Origin of the sequence: Candidatus Hikarchaeum yamanae, assembly GCF_009889665.1 — an archaeon.
In the GTDB taxonomy this organism is placed as follows: domain Archaea; phylum Halobacteriota; class Halobacteria; order Halobacteriales; family Hikarchaeaceae; genus Hikarchaeum; species Hikarchaeum yamanae.
Window position 1 is genome coordinate 22,671 of record NZ_WTZR01000008.1, and the last position, 14,277, is coordinate 36,947.

Annotated in this window: 16 protein-coding genes; 11 read left to right on the top strand and 5 right to left on the bottom strand. The window is 41.4% G+C overall.

Annotation, left to right across the window (positions count from 1 at the left end; translation table 11 throughout):
• Positions 1-91 precede the first annotated feature (91 nt).
• Positions 92-1,126 (top strand): glycosyltransferase family 4 protein, encoded by a 1,035-nt coding sequence (locus ACM9H2_RS04245; RefSeq protein ID WP_415488563.1) that lies wholly within the window; start codon positions 92-94, stop codon positions 1,124-1,126.
• Entirely contained in the window at positions 1,123-2,223 is a 1,101-nt protein-coding gene (locus ACM9H2_RS04250) for a glycosyltransferase (protein ID WP_415488565.1), read from the top strand. Before ACM9H2_RS04245 ends, ACM9H2_RS04250 begins: the two co-directional genes overlap by 4 nt.
• Here the strand turns inward: ACM9H2_RS04250 and ACM9H2_RS04255 are convergent, their stop codons facing one another.
• Both ACM9H2_RS04255 and ACM9H2_RS04260 read right to left on the bottom strand, forming a co-directional pair.
• Complete coding sequence (locus tag ACM9H2_RS04255) at positions 2,224-3,027, bottom strand: DUF2797 domain-containing protein (protein WP_415488567.1); 804 nt, start codon at positions 3,025-3,027, stop codon at positions 2,224-2,226.
• Positions 3,027-3,956 (bottom strand): NAD-dependent epimerase/dehydratase family protein, encoded by a 930-nt coding sequence (locus ACM9H2_RS04260; protein ID WP_415488569.1) that lies wholly within the window; start codon positions 3,954-3,956, stop codon positions 3,027-3,029. The genes ACM9H2_RS04255 and ACM9H2_RS04260 overlap by 1 nt, the downstream gene beginning before the upstream one ends.
• Before the next feature lie 88 nt (positions 3,957-4,044).
• On the opposite strand from ACM9H2_RS04260, the gene ACM9H2_RS04265 reads away from it, so the two are divergent.
• From ACM9H2_RS04265 to ACM9H2_RS04300, 8 genes are all read left to right on the top strand, one after another.
• The gene (locus ACM9H2_RS04265; RefSeq protein ID WP_415488571.1) at positions 4,045-4,578 is read left to right on the top strand and encodes a tRNA (cytidine(56)-2'-O)-methyltransferase; all 534 of its coding nucleotides are present in this window, start codon (positions 4,045-4,047) and stop codon (positions 4,576-4,578) included.
• Between the two features lie 70 nt (positions 4,579-4,648).
• Positions 4,649-5,176 carry a transcription factor gene (locus ACM9H2_RS04270; protein ID WP_415488573.1) on the top strand — a complete coding sequence of 176 codons (528 nt, stop codon included), beginning with the start codon at positions 4,649-4,651 and terminating at the stop codon, positions 5,174-5,176.
• On the top strand, positions 5,176-5,844 hold the full coding sequence (locus ACM9H2_RS04275; RefSeq protein WP_415488575.1) for a DUF2110 family protein: 669 nt from the start codon (positions 5,176-5,178) through the stop codon (positions 5,842-5,844). The genes ACM9H2_RS04270 and ACM9H2_RS04275 overlap by 1 nt, the downstream gene beginning before the upstream one ends.
• A gap of 8 nt (positions 5,845-5,852) precedes the next feature.
• Positions 5,853-6,569, top strand: coding sequence for a DUF5803 family protein (locus ACM9H2_RS04280; protein ID WP_415488577.1), 717 nt, complete (start codon positions 5,853-5,855; stop codon positions 6,567-6,569).
• Between the two features lie 37 nt (positions 6,570-6,606).
• Positions 6,607-7,314 (top strand): competence/damage-inducible protein A, encoded by a 708-nt coding sequence (locus ACM9H2_RS04285; protein WP_415488579.1) that lies wholly within the window; start codon positions 6,607-6,609, stop codon positions 7,312-7,314.
• Positions 7,315-7,347: 33 nt separating this feature from the next.
• On the top strand, positions 7,348-8,466 hold the full coding sequence (locus tag ACM9H2_RS04290; protein WP_415488581.1) for an ATP-NAD kinase family protein: 1,119 nt from the start codon (positions 7,348-7,350) through the stop codon (positions 8,464-8,466).
• 66 nt (positions 8,467-8,532) lie between these two features.
• Positions 8,533-9,564: a PhoU domain-containing protein gene (locus ACM9H2_RS04295; RefSeq protein ID WP_415488582.1), complete on the top strand. Its 1,032-nt coding sequence runs from the start codon at positions 8,533-8,535 to the stop codon at positions 9,562-9,564.
• A 56-nt stretch (positions 9,565-9,620) separates the two neighbouring features.
• Positions 9,621-9,848: a hypothetical protein gene (locus ACM9H2_RS04300; protein WP_415488584.1), complete on the top strand. Its 228-nt coding sequence runs from the start codon at positions 9,621-9,623 to the stop codon at positions 9,846-9,848.
• On the opposite strand, the gene nth is transcribed toward ACM9H2_RS04300, so the two are convergent.
• Complete coding sequence (gene nth / locus ACM9H2_RS04305; RefSeq protein ID WP_415488586.1) at positions 9,845-10,546, bottom strand: endonuclease III; 702 nt, start codon at positions 10,544-10,546, stop codon at positions 9,845-9,847. The two genes, ACM9H2_RS04300 and nth, sit on opposite strands and share 4 nt — an antisense overlap.
• A gap of 123 nt (positions 10,547-10,669) precedes the next feature.
• Between nth and ACM9H2_RS04310 the strand changes: the two genes are divergently transcribed.
• The gene (locus ACM9H2_RS04310) at positions 10,670-13,045 is read left to right on the top strand and encodes a xanthine dehydrogenase family protein molybdopterin-binding subunit (protein WP_415488588.1); all 2,376 of its coding nucleotides are present in this window, start codon (positions 10,670-10,672) and stop codon (positions 13,043-13,045) included.
• Here ACM9H2_RS04310 and ACM9H2_RS04315 read toward each other — a convergent pair.
• On the bottom strand, positions 13,042-13,524 hold the full coding sequence (locus tag ACM9H2_RS04315; protein ID WP_415488590.1) for a GtrA family protein: 483 nt from the start codon (positions 13,522-13,524) through the stop codon (positions 13,042-13,044). The genes ACM9H2_RS04310 and ACM9H2_RS04315 overlap by 4 nt on opposite strands.
• On the bottom strand, positions 13,524-14,231 hold the full coding sequence (locus ACM9H2_RS04320; RefSeq protein WP_415488592.1) for a glycosyltransferase: 708 nt from the start codon (positions 14,229-14,231) through the stop codon (positions 13,524-13,526). Before ACM9H2_RS04320 ends, ACM9H2_RS04315 begins: the two co-directional genes overlap by 1 nt.
• Positions 14,232-14,277 lie beyond the last annotated feature (46 nt).

Here is a 14,277-nt window from a genome sequence, read left to right on the forward strand (position 1 = left end):
AATATTCTCCGAGGCCTCCATCACCTTCAGCACACTGTTCCTAACTAATATCCGGTAATTTCTTTTAAGTTCTGCCCATACGTCCGATGTATTGAAAGTTCTTAATTATCTGGAAATGGAAAGTCGCCTTCATCGAAGTGGGATCGGAACTTCGACTCAACACCAGCGCACTGCACTAGGCCTAACCGATTTTAACGTGGTATCTTCTCCTTGGAATTTTAAATATAAACCCAATCACTCGGTGATATGTGAATTTGATATCGCCCATTGCAATCTTTTTGGACCCTATAGTGTGCTCGTAGCAAAAACGGCACTAAGCCGCAAGAAACCTCTTATCCTACATGCCCACGTCACCGCAGAAGATTTCGCAGATAGCTTTCGGGGATCTACCAAACTATCCCGCCCATTAAGATCCTACCTTAGGTGGTTTTACTCACAGGCAGACCGCGTGATCTGTCCCAGCAATTATACAAAAAATATCCTCCAATCCTATCCCATTAAATCTCCCATTTCTGTTATGAGCAATGGAGTTGATATAGATTCCCTCCAAGGGTTTGAATCTCTCCGTGAAGATTATAGGTCCAAATATGATCTATCCGGCCTAACTGTGTTTAGTGTCGGAAACGTGTTTGAGAGAAAGGGACTCACTACATTCTGTACACTCGCCCAATCCACTAACTACAATTTTGTTTGGTTCGGTCCTTATGAAACAGGCCCTATTGCAAGTCCTTCTGTTAAAAAATGGACTCGGATTAACTTACCAAATCTAACCTTCACCGGATGGATCCCAGACAAGAGAGGCGCGTATGCCGCAGGAGATATATTTTGTTTCCCGTCTAAAGTTGAAAACCAGGGAATCTCCGTCTTAGAAGCCATGGCATGTGGCAAAGCTGTTGTGTTAAGCGACATCCCCGTGTTTGAAGAATATTATACCCATGGAAAAGATTGTTTGATGTGCCATTCTATAGATGATTTTAAAAATGCTATCGACCTGCTCCACCAAGATGATTCTTTATATAAAAAACTTTGTAAGAATGCACAAAAAACAGCAAATAAACATACTTTAAATATACTTTCTGAAAACTTAGAAGATATTTATGTCTCTACCTTTGATAACACCATATGATGCCTTCTGTAGCCTCGTTTTCTGATACTTACCTCCCCACTCTCAATGGCGTTACCTATACCATAGCTACTTGGAAAAAGTGGTGGGATATTCGTGGGGGGGAAATGCATGTCATCTACCCCAAATCAAAATATGACCCACAACAGAAAGAGTGGCCTGTCAGTAGTGTCCCATTTCCATTTTATCCCGGGTACCGACTTGCATTTCCTTTCAACCCTGCCCCTCACAAAAACATGGATATTGTCCATACCCATACTCCGTTCTCCCTTGGATTAGCAGGGCAAAAAATGGCCAAAAAATATAACCTACCGCTGGTGGCATCCTATCATACTCCTCTTTCAAAATACGTTGGTTATATCTCTCCTACTGCTTTGATTTCCAGATCTCTTTCTAAAACTAGCAATCGTTGGGAATCTCGCTTTCTAAATAGGGCAGATTTAATTCTTGTCCACAGTGAAAATGCACTCACAGATCTCCGGGAAATAGGAGTGACCTCCCCGATAACTCTTCTGAAAAATGGGATCGACACTTCTCTATTTAAACCAGTTAACGCCGAATCCTTTCTCACCGATCATGGTCTAAATTCTGATCAAACCATCCTAGGATATACCGGGCGTCATGGCTATGAAAAAAATATCCATGAACTAATCCAACTAGCCTCTTCCATCGACGCAACAATATTGATCGGGGGTGATGGGCCTGATAGAAAAAATCTTGAATCCCAAGCAAACAAATTTGATGCCAATGTTTTATTCTTAGGCCGCCTCCCCCGGGAAGATTTACCTGCATTTTATTCGGCATTGGACCTCTTTATATTTCCTAGCCCCGTCGAAACCCAAGGTATAGTGGCCCTCGAATCTATTGCTTGTGGCACCCCTGTCGTGGCAGCAGATCAAGGTGCTCTTTTAGAAACAATCACCGAGGGAGTAACTGGAACTCACTATCAGTCTGGAAGCCCCTCATCATTAATTGAAAAAACATTGGATTCTCTCTCAAATAGAAAAAATCTTTGTAAAAATTGCATATCCCATCGAGATTCTATTTCCATCGATGCCACAATTGACCAATTATCTCAGTTATACCAATCTCTTTTATAATTATATTTTGCTTACCATTCTCAAACTAGTTTGAAGGCTAATCTCTTGATTCCCTTCTTCTATTTCGTATCCAATCAAATCCCGCAAATCCACCGCATAGTTGTCATTGGAGATTTTTAAAATCAAAAACCTTCCTTCAATACCTATAATTTCTCCTGATAATATCACCGCAGGGATGGGGGGATATTCCAACTCAAATCCATACTCTAAATCAAATGTTTTCACTGTTTTATAATCTGCTATAATGGTATTCCACTCTTTCTCACTAACATATTGACCAATGCCATTTATCTTTTCTTTAGAAATCACTCTATCTTTAATTTTATCTGCTATCCCCCGTTCTATTTGTCTCGCAGTTCTGCCATTTGAAACCGTTTCAATATGGGCTGCTTTACGGGCACCTTGCTCTTTCAGTCTCGTTATTAGACGGGACATCCGCGTTACTCCTACCTTGAAAGTAGAAGGGGAAAAACCTGCTATGTAAACTGCATGTATTTCTTTGCAAGATGGCAGGGGCAAATCACAATTACCTGTGCATCTCGCACATATCCAGTCATTTGTATGTTCTATACAATATGGGACTTTATCCTCTCCACAAGATTCATGCACACCATTTGTAATACTCCCTGCACATCGACGTTCACCAAGTTTATAGTCTACAAATTCTCCCTGCTCAAGATATATTCGATCCAATTCTCCATTTTTTTCTAGTATTAAATGTGGGACATCTGGCTCATTATTCGTTCCATCTATTAAGTCATACTCGAGCACATCCAACCCTGATTCAAATCCAACAATTTGCACTATTGACTTGACACCAGTTCTCTGACAGTGCGTCTGACTGCGTCCTCGCTTTCAAGTTCTGGGCCCCACCCCAATGATATCAATTTTTCAACCGACAAGCTCATTCGAGGGACATCACCCGCCCATCCTCTATCCGAAGAAGTGTATGTTATCTTTGGAGACAAATCCATCTGGTTGGCTACTATTTCTGCTATTTCTCTAACGGAAATTGTAGTCTTTGTCCCGATATTATACACGTTTGTAGGGTCCGATGTCATTTCAATTATCCAACACATAGCTTCTATGCAATCTTCGATGTATATGTAGGATTTTTCTTGATGCCCATCCCCCAGTACATGAAGCAATTCTGGATTTTTCTTCAATTTTTCAATAAAATCTGGTATTACTGCCCCTTTTTGAAGACGTGGTCCCACAACATTTGCCAATCGAAATATCCATGTTGTATAATCAAACCCGTGTGCATATGCCGATATGAGTGCTTCTGAAGCCAGTTTCGATGCCCCATATACACTAATTGGCTCTAGAGGCGTATAACTTTCAGGAGTTGGACACTCTGCTTCTCCATATACTGTAGATGAAGATGCAAATGCAATATTCATTACTCCCACCTCTTTCATACGGGACAATATATTCGACGTCATGGTATTATTAAAATCGAATTGAGCAGCAATATTCTCTGAATTAACAGCTTTATCGGCCGCTAAATGAAAAATCATATCTGTTTCAGATGTGATTGCCATCTCCACCACTGATAAATCATATAAGTCCCCCTCAATCACTTCTATTCCTTTCACCTCTTCAACACCAATTTGGTTTTCAGATCTGTCTACAATAGTCACGTTGTTGTTAGAGGCCAATTGTTCTGCTAAGTGGGATCCTATAAATCCATATCCTCCAGTGATCAAAATCTGTTTGCCATCAAGGTTCACAAGCCTTTCATAGGTATCTGCTAACAAGACCCTTACTACTTCGAAAAATTAGCTAAGCTATTTAATGTCATTTCGGCAATATTACTCTATGGATGGTAAACACGAAGTTTCAATTTTGAGAATTGGACATCGTCCTGGGAGGGATGAAAGAATCACTACTCATGTCGGTCTAGTGGCACGTGCATTTGGTGCTGACAGAGTAATTTTCCCCGATGCTGCAAGTTCCTCCTCATCTACTATCAACGAAGTTTCTTTAAACTTCGGTGGATCCTTTAGAGCAGAATCTATAACTAATGTTTCCAAGTTTGTTAAGTCCTGGAATGGCTCCATAGTCCATCTAACAATGTATGGGCAGCCGATAGAATCTCTTATAGATGACGTAATCATATCTCATCATTCTGACCCTCTTCTCATAATTGTTGGCGCGGAAAAAGTCCCCTTTTTCATTTATGAGGCAGCAGATTGGAATCTATCTGTAACAAACCAACCTCATTCTGAAATCGCAGCACTAGCTATCTTCTTAGACCGACTATTCCAAGGCACTGAATTAAATCAATCTTGGGATGATGCAAAACAAAAAATAATCCCTCAAAAATCAGGAAAACTTGTAGAAGGTAATTAATTTTTTGGCATTCTTTTTGCCCAGGCACGAGTGAGTAACTTTAAAGCCAGTTGCTGCCCCCCTTTATATAATGGCTTTCGACGATCTACTACACGACGAAGTAGTACAAAAATATCTCCACGAGCTAGTTGGGGATCGAGGAATGCCTGTGGCGGCATCCCCTCCCGAAGGCGAAGTCACCGACGAAGAGCTTTCTCAGAAATTAGGTTTGGAGTTAAACAATGTTCGACGAGCATTATTCATTTTATATGAAAACGAGCTAGCTAGCTATCGACGTGTTCGGGATGAAGATTCTGGCTGGCTAACATACCTCTGGACGTTCAATTATGATCAAATAAGAATAAATCTTTTAGAAGCGATGTCTACTCTTTCGGAGTACCTATCTAAACGTCACGATTTCGAATCCCAAAATGAATTTTATCTATGCGGAACGTGCTCTCTCCGATTCAGTTTTTCAGACGCCCTTGATCAAAGTTTTGTTTGTCCCACTTGTAGTTCTAAATTGAATATTATGGACAATTCTCAACTTCTCAATTCAATGAAAAACCGCCTCGATGGCCTTCAAGATCAACTCGCGCTATTATCAATGAAGCTATAATGGTAACCCTGGCAACCAAAATTTATGTCAAAGGGGATGCAAGGGATAGGGCAATTCGATCTCTTGATTCTATAATCTCCAACGACATAGGTCAACTTAATGTGTCCTATGATATTTCCTTCACCCCTCAACACTTTCCTGAAATAAGCATACACGGGGAAGATGAGGTGGCGGCGACTAGTATTTTAATTGAGACGTGGGGTGAAATTTTGCCTCCTGTGAAGAATGGTTCTGAATATATTGGGACCTTATCTTCTTGGGACGACCAGGGCTTCTTACTTGATTCGCTTGAACCCGTCCACATCCCGTCAAATAATTTGGGACTCGGCCCTGGAACTCCTGCCCAAATTAAACAACGTTTCGGACTTGTTCAGCATATGCCCCTCACCTTTATTCAAGGAGAACCTGCTTCTCTATCTAAGAAAGAATTAGATAGGCTGTATAGTTGGAGGCGTGGGCTTGGTCGTGTAAATGTTAACAGTGCCACGAAAAGCGAGGTCCGGGCTACAGTAAACAAATCTGGCCATGCAAAAGATATAGTTTCCGTCGAACGTGTCGGCCTTCTAGAGCAAAGTATTATTTGTTCTGCAGGAACCGACCCTCCTGGAATTCTAGCAGCGATAGGTCCTTACCTCCCTTCTGAAATGAAGTGTGTGATACCTCTATAGCACGCCTTATGACATCTCGATTTCTTACCACCACTCTTTTGCTATTCATAGTCATCTGCGCTGGATGCCAAACAATTTCTATAATGGAATCTGAACCTTCATCGCCAGATCCCCTTGCCTATACATCACTCTGGGGCCACGACGAAGGCGCTCTCTTTCAACTAGAAAAAAAACAATACCAAGCTGTGTACTCCATTGAAGATGAATCAAAAATAGATCTATACCGCATCCACCGAATCAACACAAAAAGGCCCCTTGATCTATCTAATGTTCAATTTAGGCACCCCAACGGAACTATAATTTTTGAAGATAAGCTTTCAATAGAGCAGAGTCGATTTTCAACTTCTATAATTCTGCCCAGTAGCCCTGGTAAACTTGGATTCACTTCCCTGAGATCTGGAAAATCCTTTCAAGCACCTGTAATTACTTCTGGAAATTACGTTGTGATTTTACCCAAAGATTCTGATGTTAGCATCCCGCTTCTTAGCAAAGTTAGTCCTTCTAACTATACTACCACATTTACTTCAAATCAGCTACACTTGCACTGGAATGATCCCTCTAGCGAGGCAATCTACGTTCAATATTATCTAGCCCGGGACGCACAATTATTGGCAGGATTATTGCTCTTTTGCGGAGCATCTCTACTTTTGTACTCCTTATTCTTCTGGTCACAAATGAAACGTATACGGAAAAACAAATTCGAAACAGACCCCCCTCTACAATAACCCACTCATATTTAGGCGATCAGGACCAACTAGCACTATGAATATTGCCATTATCACTATCGGAGATGAATTACTTTCTGGTGATACGGTGAATACAAATGCAACCTGGATCTGTGCCCAACTCACCAGTTGTGGTGCATCGACCGGAAGAATTCTCGTCATCCCTGACATCATAGAAGAAATAGTCTCAGCTATCCATGAATGCCAGTCAAAATATGAGGCAATAATAATCACAGGCGGTTTGGGACCAACCCACGACGATATCACTCTTGAAGGGGTCTCAAAAGCTGTAGGACAACCTCTAGAACCTCATGAAGAAGCCAAACGTTGGCTCAAAAAACATCCTAGATATAAAGATAGAAAGCTATCTCCTGGAACTGCAGAGTTACCCCGTGGATCGCTAATGATCAAAAATACCGTTGGAGTTGCTCCTGGTGCAATTGTAACTACACAAAATGAAGTCCCCCTGTACATCCTCCCCGGTGTGCCTTCTGAAATGAAAGCCATGTTCGAACAAATATCTTCAAATTTTAGTGGCCCTATCAAAACACGAGTTTTTGTATTTACCCAGACTGGAGAAAGTAGATTGGTCAAACATTTTGACTATTTATTAACAAATTTTGATGTTACGATTGGCAGTTATCCTCAAAAAGGTGGGGTAAAAATAAGAATAGAAGGAACTGACCCAACCAACGTTGAACAAGCCGTATCGTGGCTCAAAAATCAAATTCCCCTTTCTGAGTAGATTTTTCTCTATTCGTATCTGATATGGTGCTATATGCGGATTGGATTTTTAATTAACCCCATCGCTGGAATGGGGGGGAAAGTAGGATTAAAAGGGACCGATAACGTCGTTCAAAAAGCAATTGAAATGGGTGCAAAACCCAGTTCCCCCGATAGGGCGTTGATAGCTTTACTATCCCTTTCTCATACCCACATCTCCGAATTATTAGTTTATGGCTCTAGCATGGGCGAAGAAATCGCGCTTAAAGCTGGGTTCAGTCCTACCGTTGTTGGATATCCTCAAAACAAAAAAACATCCGCCATCGACACTCAAAACTCAATCCACTCATTCGTATCCCAAAAGGTTGATCTGATCTTATTTGCAGGGGGAGATGGAACTGCTGTCGATATATCCCATACTTTGGACGAACTACAATCTTCCATTCCTATCTTGGGAATCCCTTCCGGTGTTAAAGTTTATTCCTCTGTATTCGCCAATTCTCCACACGACGTTGGTTCTATCATATCTTCTTATTCAACAACAGAACTTCGTGAGGTAATGGATTTGGATGAAGATGCGTACCGTCAAGGGGAAATTATCCCTCATATACACTCCATCCGCCCCGTCCCCTTATCTGAAGAACTGCAATCATCCAAGCAACTCTTAGGCGGAACTGTAGAAGGTGCGATAGAAGGATTGTTGTCTGAACTTTCTACCGACGTTACATATATACTAGGGCCTGGGGGGACACTTCATCAGCTAAAAAAAGAAATAGGATTCGAAGGGACACTACTCGGAGTAGACATATGGAGGACCTACCCTCCCGAAAATCAAAATCAATCAACTTCCTCTTCTTCTCCCCCCTACCCTTCTGGAACTGTGATAACAAAAGACGCAAACGAATCCGCCATCCTCTCTTCTTTAACAGATACTAATGTTGTTATAGTATCTCCCATCGGGGGTCAGGGATTCATCCTCGGACGCGGAAATGGGCAAATATCACCCTCTGTTTTAGAACGTTGCACTATCAAAATAGTTGGATCCCGGGCAAAACTAGAAGCGATTGATGTACTCCGAGTAGACACTGGCGACCCTGATATTGATTCTAAAATACGTGGATGGCACAGAATTCACATAGGGCGGTTTGAAACCCGACTCATAGAAGTCGTTTAATCCTACATATTAATATTGTCTATATTGTATCAGGAAGGTTATATTATCTCTCAACCTAATCGTCTCATGACCGATTCCCGGAAAGTACAACGGCTTGGACCTTCGACATTGGCAATAACTCTCCCCTCTGATTGGGTTCGAGAATTCGAAGTAAAAAAGGGGGATGAACTATCTCTCACACAGCTAAAAAGTGGTGTAATGGCAGTCTCTCCTGCATCTGCAACTTATCAAAAACCCACTGCAACTATCCATGTAGAACACATGAACTCTTCTACTATTGAACGTGCTATTATTGCACAATATGTTTTAGGTAGGCGCGTTATTTACATCAAGAATGCTGTCACTCTTAACTCTGAAATAATCAATGCCATCTATAAAGCCGAAACTCAATTGATGGGGCTTGGGGTCGTAGAAGAAACTCCAAATGCCATTGTTATCAATTGCTCAATTGACCCCACCGATTTCAATCTAAATGATTTGCTAACCCGACTTGAAATTACTGGTAGAACTATGAGAGATGAGTCCATTAACGCGTTTATGACTGGCAATAAAGACATGGCACAACGCGCACTCAATCGAGAAAACCAAGCTAACAAAATTTTCCTTTTACTCTTGCGTTTAATCTATATTTCTTATCAGAACCCTGTTGTAGCACATTCAGTTGGATTTGAGGATGTTTTCCCTTTGATTAGTTACCGCTCCATAGCAAAGAACCTAGAATTGACTGCAGACGATTCCGAAGATATAGCTAACAAGGTTCTTGAATCTGATGCCCACACAATTGATCTCGACACTGGCACTTCTAAAACGCTATTAAAACTCGTAGAAAAAGTAGATGATTTAACCTATAATGCCGTCCAATCCGTCGTAACCTTCGATTTTGGAATTGCTGTAACTTGCCGTGACCTTTTCTCTGAAATCAACCAGTTAGGGGAATCTCTCATAAGCGAAGCATCTCCCATGACCAATGTTGATTTATTACTTCTCACAGAGGTACTCCATAGTTTAACACGCTCCGCTGGTTATGCAATGCGGAATGTGGAAATTGCCACAAATTTATCACTAAATCAGAATTCAGAATACGTATCAATAGAGTGAGTATTCAAAATTTTCGAATAGGAAAGGACTTACTTGATTGTATTATATTATTCACTGTGTCTACTATAGCAAATGAGGATGATCAATTGCTTGAATATCTAGTCGACCATGTATCTCGGGGGTCCGAATACTTCCGGGCAAAATACATCGCCGACGTCCTCGGTCTATCTGCAAAACAGGTAGGGGCAAGACTAGCTAGATTGTCACTCAAAACAGACGGTGTACAAATTGAAAAGTGGGGACGTGGAAGATCAACCACTTGGAAAGTAACCCTATCTGATTAATTCTTCCCCTCATTTTTCCATAATTTTCCACTTGCTAGGTCCATCTCTGAATATGTCCACGAAGATGGGCATATTTCTCCCATTGGACACAAATCACATTTTGGACTTCGAGCTTTACAGATAGATCTGCCATGGGCAATCATTAGATGGGTATATCTTCGCCATTTCTCTTTTGGAATTATTTTCATCAATTCTATCTCAATAGCGTCGCGATTCCTTTTTCCCACAAGTCCCATCCGACGAGAAAGCCGCATCACGTGCGTGTCTACAACTATTCCTTCTGTTTCTCCATACGCATGCTGCAAAACAACGTTCGCTGTCTTTCTACCAACTCCTGGCAATCCAAGAAGCTCTTCCATTGTCCCTGGAACCTCCCCATCATACATTTCTATGATGCATATCGCAGTGTTTACTATCCACCTCGCCTTTTGATTGAAATAAGTCACTGAAGCTATATCTTTTGAAAATTCCTCGGCACTACTATTTGCATAATCTTCTATGGTTCTATATTTTTTAAAAAGCACTTCAGTAACCTTGTTGACCCTCTCATCCGTACATTGAGCCGAAAGAATAACTGCAACTAGCAATTCAAACTCGTCTGAGTATTTCAGCGAAATCTCGGCATCAGGATACTCTTGAAATAAAATATCAACAACTCTAGACGCATGCCCCTTTAACTCTTTATTTGGATCGGCCATACTCTATCCCTTCACTCGAATTTTAATATCTCCGAAGGCACTTATCAATTTTGACTTATCCATTACATCTATTTTATCCTGTAAAGCAAATATTAAGCTTCCCCCTATCATCTAGGTACTCATATGTCTCACACAGCAGAAACAGTAACCAATCCAACAGACGTGGTCGATGTAGGTGACAGAATCGTCCGTAGAGAAGACGGGGGCCTCGTAACTGGAAAGGCCCAATATACTGATGATTATTCAGCCCCAGGTATGCTTTACGCCGCTATTCTTCGGAGTCAATATGCCTATGCCAAAATTTCCTCTGTGGATACTAGTTTAGCAGAAGCGCATGAGGATGTAGTAGCCGTTTACACAGCACAAGACGTCGAAGCCTCAGGAGTACTCGGAGAGGTTCTATCTCCTGTTGGACTTCTCAACCCCGGGCCAGATTCTCCCGTTTCTATTCGAACTGAGCTGTTCAAACCATTCAGGCCAATGCTAGCGAAAGACATCGTTCGTTATACTGGTGAAGGGATTGCCGTCGTAGTAGCCACTGATCGTTATTCTGCATATGACGCTCTCGATCTAATCGACGTAAAATATGAGTCTTTAAAAGGAGTTACTGGAATTTCTGCTTCGACCGACACCAACGCACCCCAATTACATGAAGGGGCCCCTGGAAACATTTCCTACGATTGGGAAAATGGAAATAAAAAAGATGTAGAGGTCGCATTTAGCAACTCCGACCATGTAGTTGAATTAGACCTAGTTTTACCCAGGTTAATACCAAATGCAATTGAACCCCGCGTAGCCCTTGCAGACTATTCGCCATCTTCTGGAAAACTATCCATTAAACTTTCGAGCCAAGGCGCATTTGGACATCGGAATTATTTCTCAAAGTCGCTAGGTATTCCTTTGCACAAAGTCCATGTCACAGTACCTGCCGTTGGCGGCGGATTTGGATCTAAAAGTAAATTCTATGCTGGGGAGTTACTTTGCGCATGGTGTTCCGTCCAACTAGGATTACCTGTCAAATGGCAAAACACCCGTTCCGAGGCACATATAACCGATGCCCAAGGAAGATCCCATGCTACCAAGGCAAAAATAGCATTTAATAAAGACGGAACGTTCACTGCCCTCGAAGCCCACACTTATCTTGACATCGGGGCATACGTTTCTACAAAAGCACCATTACAAACAGGAGGATATGGTGTCCTCCTTTCTGGCCTCTACAAAATCCCTGCAGTATTTGTTAGGATGACTGGTGTATTCACCAATTCTGCTCCTGTGGACGCTTACCGTGGAGCGGGGAGGCCAGAAGCGGCATTCGTTGTTGAACGACTTGTCTATCTAGCCGCAAAGAAACTAGGAATGGATCCTGTTGAGATCCGCAGAAAAAATTTCGTCCCAAAGGATGAATTTCCATATAAAACACCAATCATTGCGGAATATGATTGTGGTGATTATGAAGCAGCACTTGACCTAGCGTTAAAAACAATTGATTACGAAGGGTTGAGAAAAGAACAAATTTCTCTCCGAAACGAAGGGAGATATATTGGAATTGGACTTTGTTCTTTCATAGAACGAAGTGGTGGTGGAACCGAAACTGCAAAGTTGAGAATACACCCCACTGGTGCAATAACTGCATACGTTGGTTCTGCCGACTGCGGACAAGGGCACCAAACCCCCTTCACTCAACTAATTTCTCAGGGAACTGGTGTACAATTCAAAGATATTGAGATCGTTGCAGGTGATAGTGAAATATTACCTAGTGGAACTGGATCCTTTGGCAGTAGAACTGGTTCCATGGCTGGTAGTGCACTTCTCCGATGTACTGAGCAAGTAGTGGAAAAAGGAGAAAAAATCGCAGCCCATATTTTGGATACTACTACTTCTAATATATCATTTGAAAACAGCACGTTCCACGCAACAGACTCTCCAGACGATTCCGTAACCTTCGCAGAAGTTGCAGCAGCAGCCTATGGGAACAATCTGCCCGACGGTGTTGAAAGTGGATTTGAAATAACAACGGTTTATGAAAATAATAAAAAGGCATGGCCTTACGGAACCCACATAGCCGTCGTTGAAGTCGATGTAGAGACTGGAGAGGTTAAATTAAAACGCTATGTTGGAGTCGATGATGTTGGAACTATATTAAACCCCATGATCGTCGAGGGCCAAATTGTTGGGGGAATTGTCCAAGGAATTGGACAAGCCTTATTTGAACAAGCTGTTTACGACAACTCTGGCAATCTAGTATCTGGGACTTTGCAAGATTATGCAATGCCCCGTGCAATGCACCTACCCGACATCGAAACAGATCATATTGTCACTCCCACACCTAGTAATCTACTTGGGACAAAGGGAGCTGGAGAAAGTGGCACTATCGGATCTCCTGCGTCAATAGCAAACGCCGTATCCGATGCACTTGAATCTTTTGGAGTTTCTCATATAGACCTCCCAATAACTGATGAGAAGGTGTGGCAATCCATCAGTGAAGCAACCTCTTCTTAACTGCTTTTAATCCCAACTTGCCATGTAATGAGGGATTCAAGAGTATAGTTGACAACCAATCCTACTAATATACCTATTATATTTGCAGAAATGAGTCCAACCCATCCATGTTCTGCTCCCATCCTCTCTACAATGGTAACCATGACGCCAGTTGCTACCATGACACCCACAAACCGAACAATATTTGATTTTATAAATCGAATTAGTCTCTGATATTTTCCATTTAATCCATCTTCTAAGAACGTCCAGTTTTCGTTTAATAAGAACATAGATATAATTGCAAGTTCTGCACCTACCAGTTTGGAAGGGACCAATGGAACTCCCATCGAAATAACTAACAAACTCAATGTTATATTGTCTATCACCGCTCCCACAATTCCCACCACTGTGAATTTCGAGAATTTGGTAATGGAGAACAAATATTTTAGATTCCCTATTCTAAAAATTCTAACCATTTCTTCTTTCATCCCTCTTATCATCACTCCGCCTCTCTCAACTTTTTAATTTTTCTACGAACTGTAAACAACGCATTAAATAACTCTAACACTGTTGGGATTATTTTCACAGTTGATCCAGGCTGATCATCCCATTCTATGGGTATTTCTTCAATCTTATATCCTCGCATCGACACAATTGAAATTAGTTCAATATCCCACGAGAACCCCTTTCTTTCTATGTCTCTTTGCACTTCTTCCCATACCTTTCTATCTATTGCCTTTACACCACATTGGTAATCATGCAGTTTCACTTCCAACAAAACACGTGATAGAACTGAAAATCCATCTCCTAGTAATTTCCGGATATTGCCCTGGTGAAATTTTATATTCGAATCTGGATGTCTACGCGACCCAACTGCCAAGTCCACATTCAATTTTATAATCGAATCACAAACCTTCTTAACAGATTTTGCGGAAATACTTCCATCTGCATCAACAAAGACCAGAACATCCGATTTTAATTTGTTAAAACCACGTGTTATGGCCGCCCCCTTTCCCTCCTTTCTATCGGATACTTCGAATCTTGCAGATATTCCTCCCATTTGACTTAACACAAGCTCACTCGGATCGTCTATTTCTATTAGAATTACATCTGGACAAAGTACTTCGTCTAAATCTCTTACATATCCCTCTAGCGTCTTTAAATTTGGATTGTAAGCTGGAATGACCACCCCAATAGAATTTTTCATTACTCCCAGTATTAGAATACGAAAATAATTAGTACTTTTGGATGTT